The organism is Acinetobacter sp. ANC 4204 (assembly GCF_002135205.1).
In the GTDB taxonomy this organism is placed as follows: Bacteria; Pseudomonadota; Gammaproteobacteria; order Pseudomonadales; family Moraxellaceae; genus Acinetobacter.
In genome coordinates, this window is sequence record NZ_NEFZ01000009.1 from 84,894 (window position 1) to 98,849 (window position 13,956).

At 38.9% G+C, this 13,956-nt stretch carries 13 protein-coding genes; 1 reads left to right on the forward strand and 12 read right to left on the reverse strand.

Annotated features, from left to right (window positions below; all coding sequences use genetic code 11):
- Positions 1-11: 11 nt before the first annotated feature.
- From rlmN to B9T36_RS16065, 12 genes are all read right to left on the reverse strand, one after another.
- Positions 12-1,247, reverse strand: a complete 1,236-nt coding sequence (gene rlmN / locus B9T36_RS16010) for a 23S rRNA (adenine(2503)-C(2))-methyltransferase RlmN (RefSeq protein WP_004697671.1) — start codon at positions 1,245-1,247, stop codon at positions 12-14.
- A 122-nt stretch (positions 1,248-1,369) separates the two neighbouring features.
- Positions 1,370-1,801: a nucleoside-diphosphate kinase gene (ndk, locus tag B9T36_RS16015; RefSeq protein ID WP_004983508.1), complete on the reverse strand. Its 432-nt coding sequence runs from the start codon at positions 1,799-1,801 to the stop codon at positions 1,370-1,372.
- A gap of 110 nt (positions 1,802-1,911) precedes the next feature.
- The gene (gene iscX / locus B9T36_RS16020) at positions 1,912-2,112 is read right to left on the reverse strand and encodes a Fe-S cluster assembly protein IscX (protein WP_086210456.1); all 201 of its coding nucleotides are present in this window, start codon (positions 2,110-2,112) and stop codon (positions 1,912-1,914) included.
- Positions 2,113-2,202: 90 nt separating this feature from the next.
- On the reverse strand, positions 2,203-2,754 hold the full coding sequence (locus B9T36_RS16025; protein ID WP_086210457.1) for a phosphatase PAP2 family protein: 552 nt from the start codon (positions 2,752-2,754) through the stop codon (positions 2,203-2,205).
- 169 nt (positions 2,755-2,923) lie between these two features.
- The gene (locus B9T36_RS16030) at positions 2,924-4,216 is read right to left on the reverse strand and encodes a glycosyltransferase family 4 protein (RefSeq protein ID WP_086210458.1); all 1,293 of its coding nucleotides are present in this window, start codon (positions 4,214-4,216) and stop codon (positions 2,924-2,926) included.
- A gap of 148 nt (positions 4,217-4,364) precedes the next feature.
- Complete coding sequence (locus tag B9T36_RS16035; protein ID WP_086210459.1) at positions 4,365-4,781, reverse strand: hypothetical protein; 417 nt, start codon at positions 4,779-4,781, stop codon at positions 4,365-4,367.
- A gap of 16 nt (positions 4,782-4,797) precedes the next feature.
- The gene (locus tag B9T36_RS16040) at positions 4,798-7,101 is read right to left on the reverse strand and encodes a fimbria/pilus outer membrane usher protein (protein ID WP_086210460.1); all 2,304 of its coding nucleotides are present in this window, start codon (positions 7,099-7,101) and stop codon (positions 4,798-4,800) included.
- Positions 7,102-7,119: 18 nt separating this feature from the next.
- Positions 7,120-7,824, reverse strand: a complete 705-nt coding sequence (locus tag B9T36_RS16045; protein WP_086210461.1) for a molecular chaperone — start codon at positions 7,822-7,824, stop codon at positions 7,120-7,122.
- 72 nt (positions 7,825-7,896) lie between these two features.
- On the reverse strand, positions 7,897-8,421 hold the full coding sequence (locus tag B9T36_RS16050; protein ID WP_086210462.1) for a hypothetical protein: 525 nt from the start codon (positions 8,419-8,421) through the stop codon (positions 7,897-7,899).
- A 1,061-nt stretch (positions 8,422-9,482) separates the two neighbouring features.
- A complete protein-coding gene (gene ilvC / locus B9T36_RS16055) occupies positions 9,483-10,499 on the reverse strand; it encodes a ketol-acid reductoisomerase (protein ID WP_086210463.1) in 1,017 nt (338 codons plus the stop codon).
- A gap of 103 nt (positions 10,500-10,602) precedes the next feature.
- The gene (gene ilvN / locus B9T36_RS16060) at positions 10,603-11,094 is read right to left on the reverse strand and encodes an acetolactate synthase small subunit (protein ID WP_004697653.1); all 492 of its coding nucleotides are present in this window, start codon (positions 11,092-11,094) and stop codon (positions 10,603-10,605) included.
- Complete coding sequence (locus tag B9T36_RS16065; protein WP_086210464.1) at positions 11,091-12,818, reverse strand: acetolactate synthase 3 large subunit; 1,728 nt, start codon at positions 12,816-12,818, stop codon at positions 11,091-11,093. Before B9T36_RS16065 ends, ilvN begins: the two co-directional genes overlap by 4 nt.
- A gap of 791 nt (positions 12,819-13,609) precedes the next feature.
- On the opposite strand from B9T36_RS16065, the gene B9T36_RS16070 reads away from it, so the two are divergent.
- Entirely contained in the window at positions 13,610-13,954 is a 345-nt protein-coding gene (locus B9T36_RS16070) for a DUF4124 domain-containing protein (protein ID WP_086210493.1), read from the forward strand.
- The last annotated feature ends 2 nt before the right edge of the window (positions 13,955-13,956 follow it).

Sequence of the window (13,956 nt, forward strand, 5' to 3'; positions counted from 1 at the left end):
ATCCCCTTATATTATCCTTGTGAACGTAGAATTTCGTTTTTCTCTGCTACTTTCTTTTTCCACTGCTCTGCACGACGAGTTCGATCCGCTACTTGGCCCACCAACTGTCCGCAGGCAGCATCAATATCATCGCCACGCGTTTGACGAATCGTACACACAAATCCCGCATCAGACAAAGTTTTTTGGAAAGAAATAATGCGGTTGCGACTTGAACGACCATAAGGCGCATGTGGAAATGGATTAAATGGAATTAAATTAATTTTACTTGGTAAGTTCTTCAACAATTTAATCATCTGCTGCGCATGCTCAGGATGATCATTCACCCCATCCAACATCACATATTCAATCGTGACATGCTTACGTGCACTTTCATTGCCATCTTTGGCGATATACCGCTGACATGCTGCAATCAATTGTGCCAATGGATATTTTTTATTGATTGGAACCAACTCATTCCGCAGTTCATCATTTGGCGCGTGTAAGGAGATTGCCAATGCAACATCAATATCTTGTGCCAATTGATCAATTTTCGGGACCACACCTGAAGTCGATAAGGTCACACGGCGTTTAGACATACCATAAGCAAAATCGTCTAGCATGATACGCATTGAGCTCAATACGGCATCATAGTTGAGTAATGGCTCGCCCATGCCCATCATCACCACGTTGGTTACCGAACGCTCACGCTCAGCTACAGGCACATCTTCCATATAAGAATAGTTTGCAACCCACAACTGACCAATAATTTCATCTGGGTTTAAGTCGCGCTGAAAACCTTGTTTACCCGTTGAACAAAATGAACAATCCAGTGCACAGCCGACTTGAGATGAGATACATAAAGTACGGCGTAAACCACTACGATGTTCAGCAGGAATCAATACAGTTTCAACTAAAGAGCCTTCGCCCTCACCGACACGAAAAACCCATTTACGGGTACCATCTTTAGAATAATTCTTATGTACCACTTCAGGTGCTTTAATTTCACACAACTTTTCAAGTTTTTCACGTAATTTGCCTGAGATATTGGTCATCTCAGCAAAATCAGTCACAAAAAATTGGTGAATCCATTTCATCACCTGTCCTGCACGAAATTTTTTCTCTCCCATATCTTCGAAGAATTTTTCAAGCTGCGGACGTGACATGCCAAGTAAGTTCACTTTCGCAACAGAATTTTGCTGTGCAGGAGCGGATGGAGATTGTTGCTGTTCAGCCGAAACTGTAGAGACAGCGACCACTTCAGTACTCATGTGTATTACCTAAACCATGTCTAACGATGAAAGGAGAAGCTCAATAAACGAGCAGAAATATATTCAGGGAATAAAAAAACCAGATAAGTATAATAACACTTATCTGGTTTGAATACTTCGAATTAACGAGTACGCGGAGCAATCTCAGTTTGAGCGAAGAAGTAGTTCACTTCACGATCAGCAGATGCTACAGAGTCAGAACCGTGAGCAGCGTTTTCGTCGATGCTTACAGCGAAGTCAGCGCGGATAGTGCCTGGAGCTGCTTCTTTAGGATTCGTTGCGCCAAGGATTTCGCGGTGAGCAAGAACTGCGTTTTCGCCTTCAAGCACTGAAACAACAACTGGACCAGAAGTCATGAACGCAACTAGGTCAGCAAAGAAACCACGTTCTTTGTGCTCTGCGTAGAAACCTTCAGCTTCAGTTTGAGTCAAGTGTTTCATTTTAGTTGCAACGATTTGAAGACCAGCTTTTTCAAAACGAGCAAAAATGTCACCGATGTGGTTTTTAGCAACTGCGTCTGGTTTTACGATAGATAAAGTACGTTCAATAGCCATGATTGGCTCCTTAAGTCAATGTAGACATGAAAATTTTGGCGCATTATACCGAGATAATGCACAATTATCTGCTTTTACTCTGTAAAAAGTTGCTTTTTTCGATGCACGGATTATCGTGCTTCGTCAATCCATGCCATCTGAATTGCCTCAAGCAACCCTTCAGTTGACTTGTTAGGATCATCACTAAAGTCTGGTAAGGCACACACCCACGCATGTAAATCTGTAAAACGAATCCACTGCGGATCGACATCTGGATGAGCTTCATAGAGCTCAATAGCAATATCAATAGTGTCCGACCAACGTAAGCCCATAGTGGCGTCTCATCACAATATAGAAGATGCTGTACTGTAGCAAACTCTGAAATTTAAGCGTTAGTCTGTTTTGTGCAAAACTGCACTTTTTTACAACACGATATTTAAAAGTGGTGCACTACAAATTAAAGCCACTGCTACAACCGCGCCAATTGCAGCCCCGACCAAAACATCACTTGGATAATGTAGCCCCAAAATCATCCGAGATGCAGCGACCAAAACAGTAAAAGGCAACATAAGGATCAATAAAATTGGCTGTACGAAACCTAGCAATGTACTCACCATCACCGCATGTAAGGTATGACCTGAAGGGAAACTAAAATGATCAAGCGGTCGCTCACCCATTCGAATCACCTGATGCACTTGATAAGGTCGTGGACGAATCGTTTTTATTTTTAGAACCTTATAAATCAAAGTACCGCATAGTGAACCCAAAACCAAATACACAATTTGCAGACTATAGACCAGACCTTGCAACAGCCAAGTTAAAGCCAACATGGTGTACCAAAAAACACCATCGCCCAATCGGCTGATTCGTTTGAAAAAATTGGCTACTGTCTGTGAATGGGAAAAATGATTAAGATAAACACAGCCCTTTAGATCTAAATCTAATATTCTTATTTTTGCAGTTTTAAGATTCATACCACTTCTCCTTAACAACAACGTTGAAAGTTCAGCTGGAAAATCATTGTTATGCCGACGATTTTAGCCCGTCTAAGGGATTTTATTACGCTTCATTTTAAAGGATATTTTTGACAGTTTGATGATCTTCACTAAACTCATCCATAAATACCCGCACTCATTTACAATTTTAACCACGAAGCGATGATGATGCTTTTAGACTCGCCACCTGATATAAAGCTTGCTCAAACTGTTTCACAGGATATTGCCAACCAACACTTTCAATATCTTGACGCGCTTGAGCTCCCATGGTTTTAAGTACAGTTTGCGCTGGCAACTGTATAATCGTTTGCATAAAATGTGCCACCTGTCCAAAAGGACTCAGCCAACCTGTTTTTCCATGTTGGACATATCGCTGCGGGCTTGCATAATTATACGCCACCACAGGTAAACCACTTGCCATCGCTTCAAGTACCACATTGCCAAAAGTTTCTATTTGGCTAGCAAAAACAAAAACATCCGCACTGGCATAGGCCTGAGCGAGTGACTGTCCTGTTAAGCTGCCTGTAAAAATCACATCTGAACCATTGGCCATCTCCGTTAAACGCTTACGATCCGGCCCATCCCCCACAATCACCATTTTAAATTTGCGTGATGACTGCTTCTTGATATTCAAATAACTTTGAATGAGCACATCCACCTCTTTTTCAGGAGATAAACGCCCTACATATAAAAGCACAGTGGTATTTGCATCTGCTTGCCAATACAGACGCATTTGTTCCGAGCGATGTTCTGGCTGAAAACGTATGGTATCTACCCCTCGTCCAACCTCAACCAAAGGACAGGTCACTCCAAAATCCTGAAGTTGATTTAAGGTGGTTTGACTCGGCACACAAGTGAGTACCGTATGGTTATGAAACCAACGAAGATAGCTTTCAATCGGCTTTACCAGCAAAGCTAAATCAAAAAAGCGACTAAAATCATGAAAAGTTGAATGAAAGCCACTAGATACTGGAATTTGATGCGCTTGAGCGGCATACAGTGCAGTCAATCCCAAAGGGCCTTCCGTTACAATATGCACGACATCTGGACTGAAACGCTCAATCGCCTTGCTGACTTTGACATACTGAGGCATGCCAAATTGCATCTCCGTATATTTTGGAATACTTTTCGCCCAGACCAAACACTCGTGTTCGGCCTGAAACTCTGTGCATATATTTTTTTGCATTGGGCGGATCAACTGAATGCGGTGCCCCTGTTTTTGCAAGCCTTTACATAATTGTAACAGTGAATTTGCGACACCATTGATTTCTGGTGACCATGTTTCAGTCACGATAGTAATTTTTAATTTAGGCTTAAGAGTTTCTTGAAGCAGGGAAAGCTCTTGCTGAAAATTTTGTTGATGTTGTTGTTTTAAATAAAACCGCTGTGGTTCGGGGAAATTGTGCTGTTTGAATAATTTTGTTGTCATTGAACCGATCATACTACACCAAACTTTTCTTATTTTAAGTAAAGCTTAACTGAACTATTTGACAGTTTGATGATTGAATGATGAAACTAATTTAACACTCCCCACGCAAAAAGATAGGCCACTGGGCCATATCTTTTATATATGAAGCATTACACTTCGTTTAAAACATTAAGTTAATATAAAGGTTATCTCGATAAACTCCAGCCGGCGTCAATGCCGTTGGTCGCTCCATCAATTGCACCAATACCACAAACTTACTTTGTGCAGTTGCAGGTTGTGAGATAGGACTATTCCAACGCGAAGCACTCGCACCCGAAATATTCATTTGCGTTCTTAGTTTATGATTTTTCTCATTCACTAAATAACTGCTACCCGTTGCATTCATTAAATTACGAGAATTAAACTTAATCGCATAATTACTATCGCATGCGACTGAAAAAGAAGTCGCAGCCTGACTTAGATAGGAAGAACTCAAATTCAGCTGGCTTGAGGTTAAGCGCTCAATTTGACACTGTTTTGCATAGGTCAAAGCTGATGCTCCTACACAAAACACGAATAAAACAACTCTCAGTTTCATGGCACTACTACTCCATCTATTTACAATGAAGATCCATTGCTGGTTGATTCTCTTCATTTACTGTATCTGTAATATTGAGTTCTGCTGAACAACTGCGCGCATCTTTGGTTTTAATCTGTATATTATATGTACCAGGGATCAAACCATAAAGCATGACACTACCATCAGTAGAAATCGGATAAACTTCCCCTTCACCATTATTATTAATATAAAGTTCAGAGCCTGGTGCAAAAGTATTATTATTACTGTCTAATGGTCTTATATTGACTTGTTTTGCATGAAAAACAGGAAAATCTATAATATAACCACGTTGATTCAATGCTGTTAATTGTTTATTTGAATATTGTATTTTATCTTCCACAGGTAATTGATTTTGATCAAATGCAATATCATATTTTACATATGGAATAATATCATGAATAAACGCATAGCCTTTTTTATTGGTTTTATCAACATAAGTCAGTGACCTCAAAATATCAATATCCTGATAATCACCCACTTTAACCAATGTAAATGCATTGTCGACCATTTTAGTGAAACTGAGTTTATTACCTAACCAGACTACTGCACCTCGGTAGTTTAGCTGTGTTTCACGATCATCACGACCTTGAATATGATAGAAGTCCAAATCACCCACGTCAGTTTTTACTACACCATTTGCATTAAACATCGTTTCATCATTACGACGATTGACCCCAACTGAATAGTCGAAACCAACCTGATTAGAGTCATATTTAACCAATTGAAGGTTGGTATTCTGATCTGCTGACTGACTAAAATAAACCGACTTATCATCAAAACTATAACTAAGTGACAAAATCCCCCCAGAATCCTTACGATCACCAAAAGCATTGAAATAACTTAAACCAAAGGAGACTCTACGTCCGAAATTTCGGTTAAAGCCAATATTAATGACTTTCTGATCACTATTCGGAAAATCTGGGTCATCATAATATTTTTGTTCGGCATAATTAATATTAACATTCTGTAAATACGGCACATTACTCATACCAAAGTAAGCAAGATTTTCAAATTTTGGGTAATTAGAAGAAATCCCTAATTCATCTCCAAGAAATTTAAAATTCCTCTCTGTATATTTAGAACTTGCTCCCATTGAGAAACGGCCAAAGTCTTTACTTGCAGATAATCCATAAGAATAATTAAACTGGTTATCATCATCATGAGATGCAAGGACTACACTATCCAAAACAAAAATATTGCTAACAGCCTGCGTCCACATAAAGCCTACATTTTGTATATCTTTACTGTATGACAAGTTTGTTCCAAGCGTTGTAGAGTTTGTCAGTCCTTTTCGATAATAAGTATTTACAAAGAAATCACGATAATCACTACTGTCCATATTATAGTTATAACGTAATTTACCAACAGCAATACTATATTCATTCAAACCTGAGCGTAGCAGCCGATTGGTTACCATGATCGGAAAACTCTGCACACTTCGATTTCCAAGTACATCTTCAACGACAATTTGAGCATTACCTGCTTGTTGAATTTGCGCACCCATTAATAAATTATAATCACCAGGACTGACTTTCTGGCTGTATATATTTACTCCATTGATATACAAATCAACTGTGGAAGGAACCCGCGCACTGCCTTGTAAACTTGGCATATTCCAATAAATAAAGTTTGGTCTCTCGGTATAATTTGTTCCCCAATTCAATCCCGCAAAGCGTAGAGAATTAATCAAGGGATTATAGGTTGTAGTGGTATCACCGATGGTTAACCGAGTCATATTTTTGGGAAATTCAAAATCAACACTACTACTGAGTCGCACCACCCGTTCATCTGTAGGAGTGTTCTGGTATAGCATGGAGTTTTTCATGATCCAGTAATCTTTAAAAACCCCTAACTCCATCAAGCCACTATAAGAGTCATTATTATTGCTATTGGCATATACGAAATCATAATTAATAAAGCCACCAAAACTGGCCTTTTCAGGAATGATGTTATTGTTTAATGCATTAAAGTCCGTTTCAAAAAGTTCTGTTGGAATCGTGAGCTTAATGGATTGCGATGAATCATCAAAAGTTGACTGAACACCACTTGATGACACCAAGCAGAATTCTGGTCGCGAAGCTAAGGTTTTTAATTGCGCAGTTGAAATTTGACGTTCTGCCAGTACCTGACATTCAAGATAATATTGATCGCCCTGCTTTAATAAGGCGACATCTGTATGATGATCTAGATCATTAATCCAAAGGTTCGCAATATTTTCTTCCAGCACACCCTCACTGGCATTTACATTGAGTGCTAAAAAAAAATGAATAACGATCAGTATTTTTATTTTCGTATTCATTACACCCCCCACCTTGGACTAATCCGAGAATTTGAGTTCCACCATTTTATCGTTCTTATCCGTAAACAATTGAACGTAATAATTTTTAGGGTTTGTTATTCGTGTATTGTTTAGATCATAAGACATACTTTTATTTGCAAGCAAATAATTCATGGTTTCCGTTTTAAAAACTTCTTTTTTATTTGCATCTACAATTTTCAAATTTGCGATTTGAATATGCGATTTTGCATTATTTTTAACAATCAACTTATTATTTTCAACGTTGAAATTTAGTTTAACATCTTCCTGCTTACCAACAAAGAGGGGTAAATTAAAGCTGACCAGAAAATTTACTGAAGATTCTTTTACAGCCTGTGGAATTTCATCAACAATCACACGCCATGTCCCTTCTTGTTGCCCTTCTAAAACCGACTCTACCGGGCGATTAAAACCGACGCGAATGGTTTGCTTGCCATTGGCTTGTAAAATAAAATTCTTAGGGTTAATAATTAAACTATTGTCAGGCTCAAGCACATTTTCGCCATTGTCTTTTTGAGTCCACTTAAATGCTTTAACTTCAAAAATTCGCTTTTCTGTCTCATCTTTAGATTCTAGGGTTAATGTTGTTGTTCTTTGCTTTGCGGGATTTTGAATATACATTTGGACTGGGTCAACTGAAACACCAGCATGTGTTCCCGACATATACAGCATCGAAGACACCAGAATTGCTATTATTCTTTTCATGTTACACCCCTTATTATAATTTTAAAAAACCTAACCTGATACTGTGATCAAGTTAGGCTTAGTTTGACCAGATTAGTAGTAAACTTTAATTTTATAAGTATCGTTGTATGTACCCGCACGTTGGAAGGCACTTACTGCTGCATTTGTAACAGATACAGAGTATACATCATCAGCTAGACCATTGTGATTTGAGTTACCAAATGGAATCACACCACCGCCTGTTTTATTTGTAACAATTGTTGTTGGTACACGAACACTACCATCATCTTCATGTTTCACATAAGTGCTGGCACTTGTACCAGTGTTTGCTGTTTGAATGTTAAGCGTATAGTGGGTATTACTACGCACAGTGTAGGTTGAACTCTGAGTTCCGCCATTTTTATTCAACGTAATGGCACTACCACCGAGCACTTCACATTTTTTAGGAATTTCCAATTTAATTGGAATATCTTTTTCACAACCAAGTGAAGTACAGTTACCCCAATTATATCCGCCACCACCACGTGCTGCTTCGCCACCTTCATCATCAGCAAAAACTGCTGTTGAGCCAAGACCTAATGCAACTGCCATTAAAGATGTTTGAACTAACTTATTCATAGCCATTCTCCGGGACGTTTATTTTTAAAACCTGATTAATTGTTATGGTTACCCTTAATCAAAACTGGGCCTTTCTTGGCTACCAAGCTTTTTGTTAAGCGTGTTTTAATTGTAGTTATTCTGAACAAAAAACCACCTATACGCCCCTTTTCACTCAAAAAGACAACAAGTACGCATTTTTTAAAAAAGTAAATTTAAATAACTATTTTTATTTATATTTTTATATATCCTATATTTTTGAAGTCCCAAAAAATAGTTACACAACTTTCAGGGATGCACTTTTTTTGTGCATTTTAATATTTAAAATAGTTCCCTGTTTTATATTGGAAATTTATGACATTTTAGTTTTACATTTCATTACATCTTCGATTGAATAATTTCTTATTTTGCTGAAAATTTCATTTTTCATTCTTTTTTTAGTTGAATTTTCAACTATTTTATACATTTATAGCGATTACTTCATGAAAACCGAAAGTTTATTCACATCCTATTTACCCAGTTCTAGGGATTGAATAAGATGACCAAAACCTCACTTTCAAACTTAAAAATTACATGAATGTGCGTTTTAGAAAACTTAAACCGACACTTCAAACCTAAATGTAATCTCAAGTACTCTTTTCTAGGATTTTCTTTATGAAAAATAAAATCCACAAAAACATTATTAATCCAATAATTTTATAAAGAATATTAAACTAAGATATAGCCACAAAAACAGATCATTCATTTGTGTTTTTTCTATTGGAACTCCCCCCTAAGCACCCTCTTTTAGTGCTAAAACCACAGTGACGGCTCTATTTTTAGCATTGTGAGCTACTGCGGCACCGTCACTAGAACAACCAACACTCAACGCATAGCAGAAAAAAATCTTGTAAAAACAAGGATTCTTTAAAGATTAAACTAGAATTTAGTTTAATCTTTATCTACGATTTTGTTCCTTGAATCCAAGGTACAAAAAAAGATAAAAGCACTGCTTTTATCTTGTTGAGGTACCTAAGCTTAAACATAAAAAAACCCACTCAAATAGAGTGGGTCTTCGCATTCAAATCAATTGATTCAAGAAATTAGTTCTTTTCTTTATCTACGATTTTGTTTGCTTGAATCCAAGGCATCATCGCACGTAACTTACCACCAGTTACTTCAATACCATGTGCTGCATTTTGACGACGACGAGCAGTCATAGATGGGTAGTTCAACGCACCTTCTTGAATGAACATCTTCGCATATTCACCAGATTGGATACGTTTAAGTGCATTACGCATCGCTTCACGAGACTGTTCGTTGATCACTTCAACACCAGTTACGTATTCGCCATATTCAGCATTGTTCGATACTGAATAGTTCATGTCTGCAATACCACCTTCGAACATCAAGTCAACAATCAACTTAAGTTCGTGTAAGCATTCGAAGTAAGCCATTTCAGGTGCATAACCTGCTTCAACTAAAGTTTCGAAGCCCATTTTAACAAGCTCTACTGCACCACCACAAAGAACTGCTTGCTCACCAAATAGGTCAGTTTCAGTTTCTTCACGGAATGAAGTTTCGATGATACCTGTACGACCACCACCTACGCCTGAAGCATAAGAAAGTGCTACGTTGCGTGCATTACCAGATGCATCCTGGTGAATCGCGATTAAGTCAGGAACACCTGAACCACGTTGGTATTCAGAACGTACTGTATGACCTGGTGCTTTTGGCGCAACCATGATCACGTCTAAATCAGCACGTGGAACAACTTGGTTATAAAGAACAGAGAAACCATGAGCAAATGCTAATGTTGCACCTTCTTTGATATTTGGCTCGATCACGTCACGATAAAGTTGTGATTGGAACTCATCTGGAGTCAAGATCATCACTACATCAGCTTGCGCTACAGCAGCAGGAACTTCAGCAACTTTAAGACCTGAATTTTCAGCTTTTTTCCAAGAAGTAGAACCAGCACGTAAACCTACAGTTACGTCTACACCAGAATCTTTAAGGTTAAGCGCATGCGCGTGACCTTGCGAACCGTAACCAATGATCGCTACTTTCTTAGATTGGATGATAGATAAGTCGCAGTCTTTATCGTAAAAAATTTGCATTGCTGTCTCCGCTAAAATGCTTTGTATTCTGTAATTTCACCAAGAGTTTATTTTTTGATGAAATCCTCCTTTTATCAAAAGGAGGTTGAATCGTGTTAATTAATTAAATGGTTAAAACTTTTTCGCCACGCGCGATGCCTGAAACACCAGAACGTACAACTTCAAGAATGGTATTCTCTGCTAATGCATCAATAAAACCATCAATTTTTTCAGTCGTACCCGCGATTTGAATGGTATAAGTCGTTGGGGTAACATCCACGATTTGCGCACGGAAAATGTCCGCAGTTCGTTTAATTTCAGCACGTGCCGAGCCAAGTGATTTGACCTTAATCAACATCAATTCACGCTCAATATGCGCACCTTCAGACAGATCAACCACTTTTACAACTTCAACTAATTTGTTGAGCTGCTTCGTGATTTGTTCAATTTTATGGTCATCACCATAAGTCGTTAGAGTCAAACGAGATAAAGTCGGATCTTCGGTTGGCGCAACGTTTAAGGTCTCGATGTTATAACCACGTTGAGAAAATAAACCCACCAAACGAGAAAGCGCACCAGCTTCGTTTTCTACAAGTACAGAGATAATGTGTCTCATGACGTGCGCTCCCCTTTACCTAACCACATATCTTGCATTGACTGACCTGCAATAAGCATTGGATAAACATGCTCGGTACGGTCAACCATAACGTTGATGAATACACATTTATCGTTGATTGCCATTGCTTCTGCAAGCTTAGACTCAAGCTCATCGGCATGGTTAATCTGAATACCTACATGACCATACGCTTCCATCAATTTAGGGAAGTCAGGCAATGAATCTACATAAGAACTCGAATGACGTCCTTCATAGTTCATATCTTGCCACTGCTTTACCATCCCTAAAGCTTGGTTATTCAAGCAGAGGATTTTTACGTTAAGGTCATATTGCTTACACGTCGAAAGCTCTTGGATACACATCTGGATGGATGCTTCACCTGTGATACATACTACTTGTTGGTCTGGGAAAGCTAATTTCGCAGCCATCGCGTAAGGTAAGCCCACACCCATGGTGCCAAGACCACCTGAATTAATCCATTGACGTGGACGCTTATACTTGTAGTAGTTTGCACCAAACATTTGGTGCTGACCTACGTCAGAAGTAATGATTGCTTCACCATTGGTGATTTTATCCAACGCTTCGACCACTTGCTGTGGCTTCATTGAACCATCAGTCGGTTTGTCATATTTCAAACCATGAACTTTACGCCATTCATTGATTTGTGCCCACCACGCGGCAATGTCTTCAGGATTTGGTTTAGACACATTCATCTGCTTGAGCTGTGTCAACATTTCTTGAAGAACAGGTTCTACCGCACCCACGATTGGGATATGCGCCATGATGGTTTTTGAAATCGTCGCAGGGTCGATATCAATATGAATCACTTTTGCATTTGGACAGAATTTTGCAGGATTGTTGGTTACACGGTCATCGAAACGCGCGCCAATACACAAAATCACATCGGCATTGTGCATGGTCATATTGGCTTCATACGTACCATGCATACCCAACATACCAATGAACTGTGGATCATTGCCTGGAAAGGCACCCAGACCCATCAAAGTATTGGTCACTGGGTAGCCTAGAATATGCGCCAACTCAGTCAACTGTTCTGATGCATTACCTTGTACAACACCACCACCTGTATAAATTACAGGGCGTTTTGCGTGAATTAGCTCTTCAATGGCTTTACGAATTTGACCTGAGTGACCACGATGCGGTGGTTGATACGAACGCATCTTCACTTTTTCTGGGTATTCGTAAGCAAACTTTTCAGCAGGATTAGTTGCATCTTTAGGAATATCAACCACCACAGGACCTGGACGGCCTGAAGATGCGATATAAAAAGCCTTCTTAATAATCGAAGGAATTTCGCTGGCATGGCGCACTTGGAAACTATGTTTTACGATCGGGCGAGAAATACCGACCATATCTGTTTCTTGGAATGCATCTTCACCAATTAAATGTGACGCAACCTGACCTGACAAAATCACCATTGGGATTGAGTCCATATAAGCCGTTGCAATTGGAGTCACAGTATTGGTTGCACCCGGACCTGAAGTCACGAGCACCACACCCGTCTTACCTGTTACGCGCGAGTAAGCATCGGCCATATGACCAGCAGCTTGTTCATGGCGCACGAGGTAATGATTGATTTTGTCTTGTTGAAAGAACGCGTCGTAGATATGTAAAACTGCGCCGCCTGGGTATCCAAATACATGTTCAACGCCTTCGTCCGCCAATGCGCGAACGAGCATTTCACCACCAGATAAAAGTTCCAACGTGATTCACCCTAATCTTTATCACTGCAATGGTGGGAGGCACCAGCAGTGTTTCATTCATTGATTGTCTGCACTGTTATAGCACACATATTTCTTAGTTTTCATAGCAATAGGAAAAAATTCTGATCTGTATGCTGTTTGAGCACTATGAGATCTAAAATGTGTTGGGATAAACACATTTTTTTTACTTTGTTCACGGTCTCGGCTAGAAAGCGTGTCCATTGCATGAAATGACACTTTATCGAAGGGTGATCGAGTAAAGGCATATAAAACTAAAGACAGCATTTTTAGGAGTTTCGTGACTAATGTCAAGTTTAAAAATTAGCTTTTTTTTGTTTATTTACAGACCGTTTATTTTTTATGCACCTTGATCAAAGAAACGAGGAAAGTTTTTCTTTATTTTTTAAAGTTCAAACCCATGATTTTCTATTGCTCTGAATTTATTAATAAAAAAAGGTCATGAAATCCATAAATAAGTTTAATAATACCTTTGCTTTAAAACTATTTCGGCACTTTGCATATTAAGTTTTTAGGCTTAAACCCATTTTTATATACAGATTTTTATAAGTTTATTCTTCTTTCTAACTGCCTAACTGTGCCAGAACACATATATTGTGATGTCAATTGAGTATTACAGCTAAAAAACACAAAAAAACTTAGATGAAAAGACAGGCCAAACAATTTTTATTGTTCAAAAATAAGCATAAAATAGCCATAACGATAAACCCAATCAAATCGAATGATTAGGGATATAAAAAGGACAATCGCAGATGAGTTTTCCGTTTACAAAAATGCTTTTAGGTTTGGCTTGCATGGGGCTAACCGTGGTGACTACACAAAGCTTTGCCAAAACCTATTATAAGTGGGTGGACAGCCAAGGTTCGACACATTACACCACCACGCCACCACCCAAAACAGCAAAGAAGCAAGGTAAAATAGATACTTATGGTTGGAAGAACTCGCCTCAACAGACGACAACAGAAGCACCGACCCCAAGCAATGTCCCGAGTCCTACACCAGCAATACCAGATGCTGTACCCACTGTAACCCCCGCAGCACCCGTGGAATTCGAAAACCAACAACGCGACGCCAATAAAGCATTACAAAAAGGGCAACGGGCTCAACCTGCGATTTAAAC

Coding starts and splice junctions, on each gene's coding strand:
- rlmN (WP_004697671.1), bottom strand. CDS start 1,247: ATGAGTACTGAAGTGGTCGCTGTCTCTACAGTTTCGGCTGAACAGCAA.
- ndk (WP_004983508.1), bottom strand. CDS start 1,801: ATGGCTATTGAACGTACTTTATCTATCGTAAAACCAGACGCAGTTGCT.
- iscX (WP_086210456.1), bottom strand. CDS start 2,112: ATGGGCTTACGTTGGTCGGACACTATTGATATTGCTATTGAGCTCTAT.
- B9T36_RS16025 (WP_086210457.1), bottom strand. CDS start 2,754: ATGAATCTTAAAACTGCAAAAATAAGAATATTAGATTTAGATCTAAAG.
- B9T36_RS16030 (WP_086210458.1), bottom strand. CDS start 4,216: ATGATCGGTTCAATGACAACAAAATTATTCAAACAGCACAATTTCCCC.
- B9T36_RS16035 (WP_086210459.1), bottom strand. CDS start 4,781: ATGAAACTGAGAGTTGTTTTATTCGTGTTTTGTGTAGGAGCATCAGCT.
- B9T36_RS16040 (WP_086210460.1), bottom strand. CDS start 7,101: ATGAATACGAAAATAAAAATACTGATCGTTATTCATTTTTTTTTAGCA.
- B9T36_RS16045 (WP_086210461.1), bottom strand. CDS start 7,824: ATGAAAAGAATAATAGCAATTCTGGTGTCTTCGATGCTGTATATGTCG.
- B9T36_RS16050 (WP_086210462.1), bottom strand. CDS start 8,421: ATGAATAAGTTAGTTCAAACATCTTTAATGGCAGTTGCATTAGGTCTT.
- ilvC (WP_086210463.1), bottom strand. CDS start 10,499: ATGCAAATTTTTTACGATAAAGACTGCGACTTATCTATCATCCAATCT.
- ilvN (WP_004697653.1), bottom strand. CDS start 11,094: ATGAGACACATTATCTCTGTACTTGTAGAAAACGAAGCTGGTGCGCTT.
- B9T36_RS16070 (WP_086210493.1), top strand. CDS start 13,610: ATGCTTTTAGGTTTGGCTTGCATGGGGCTAACCGTGGTGACTACACAA.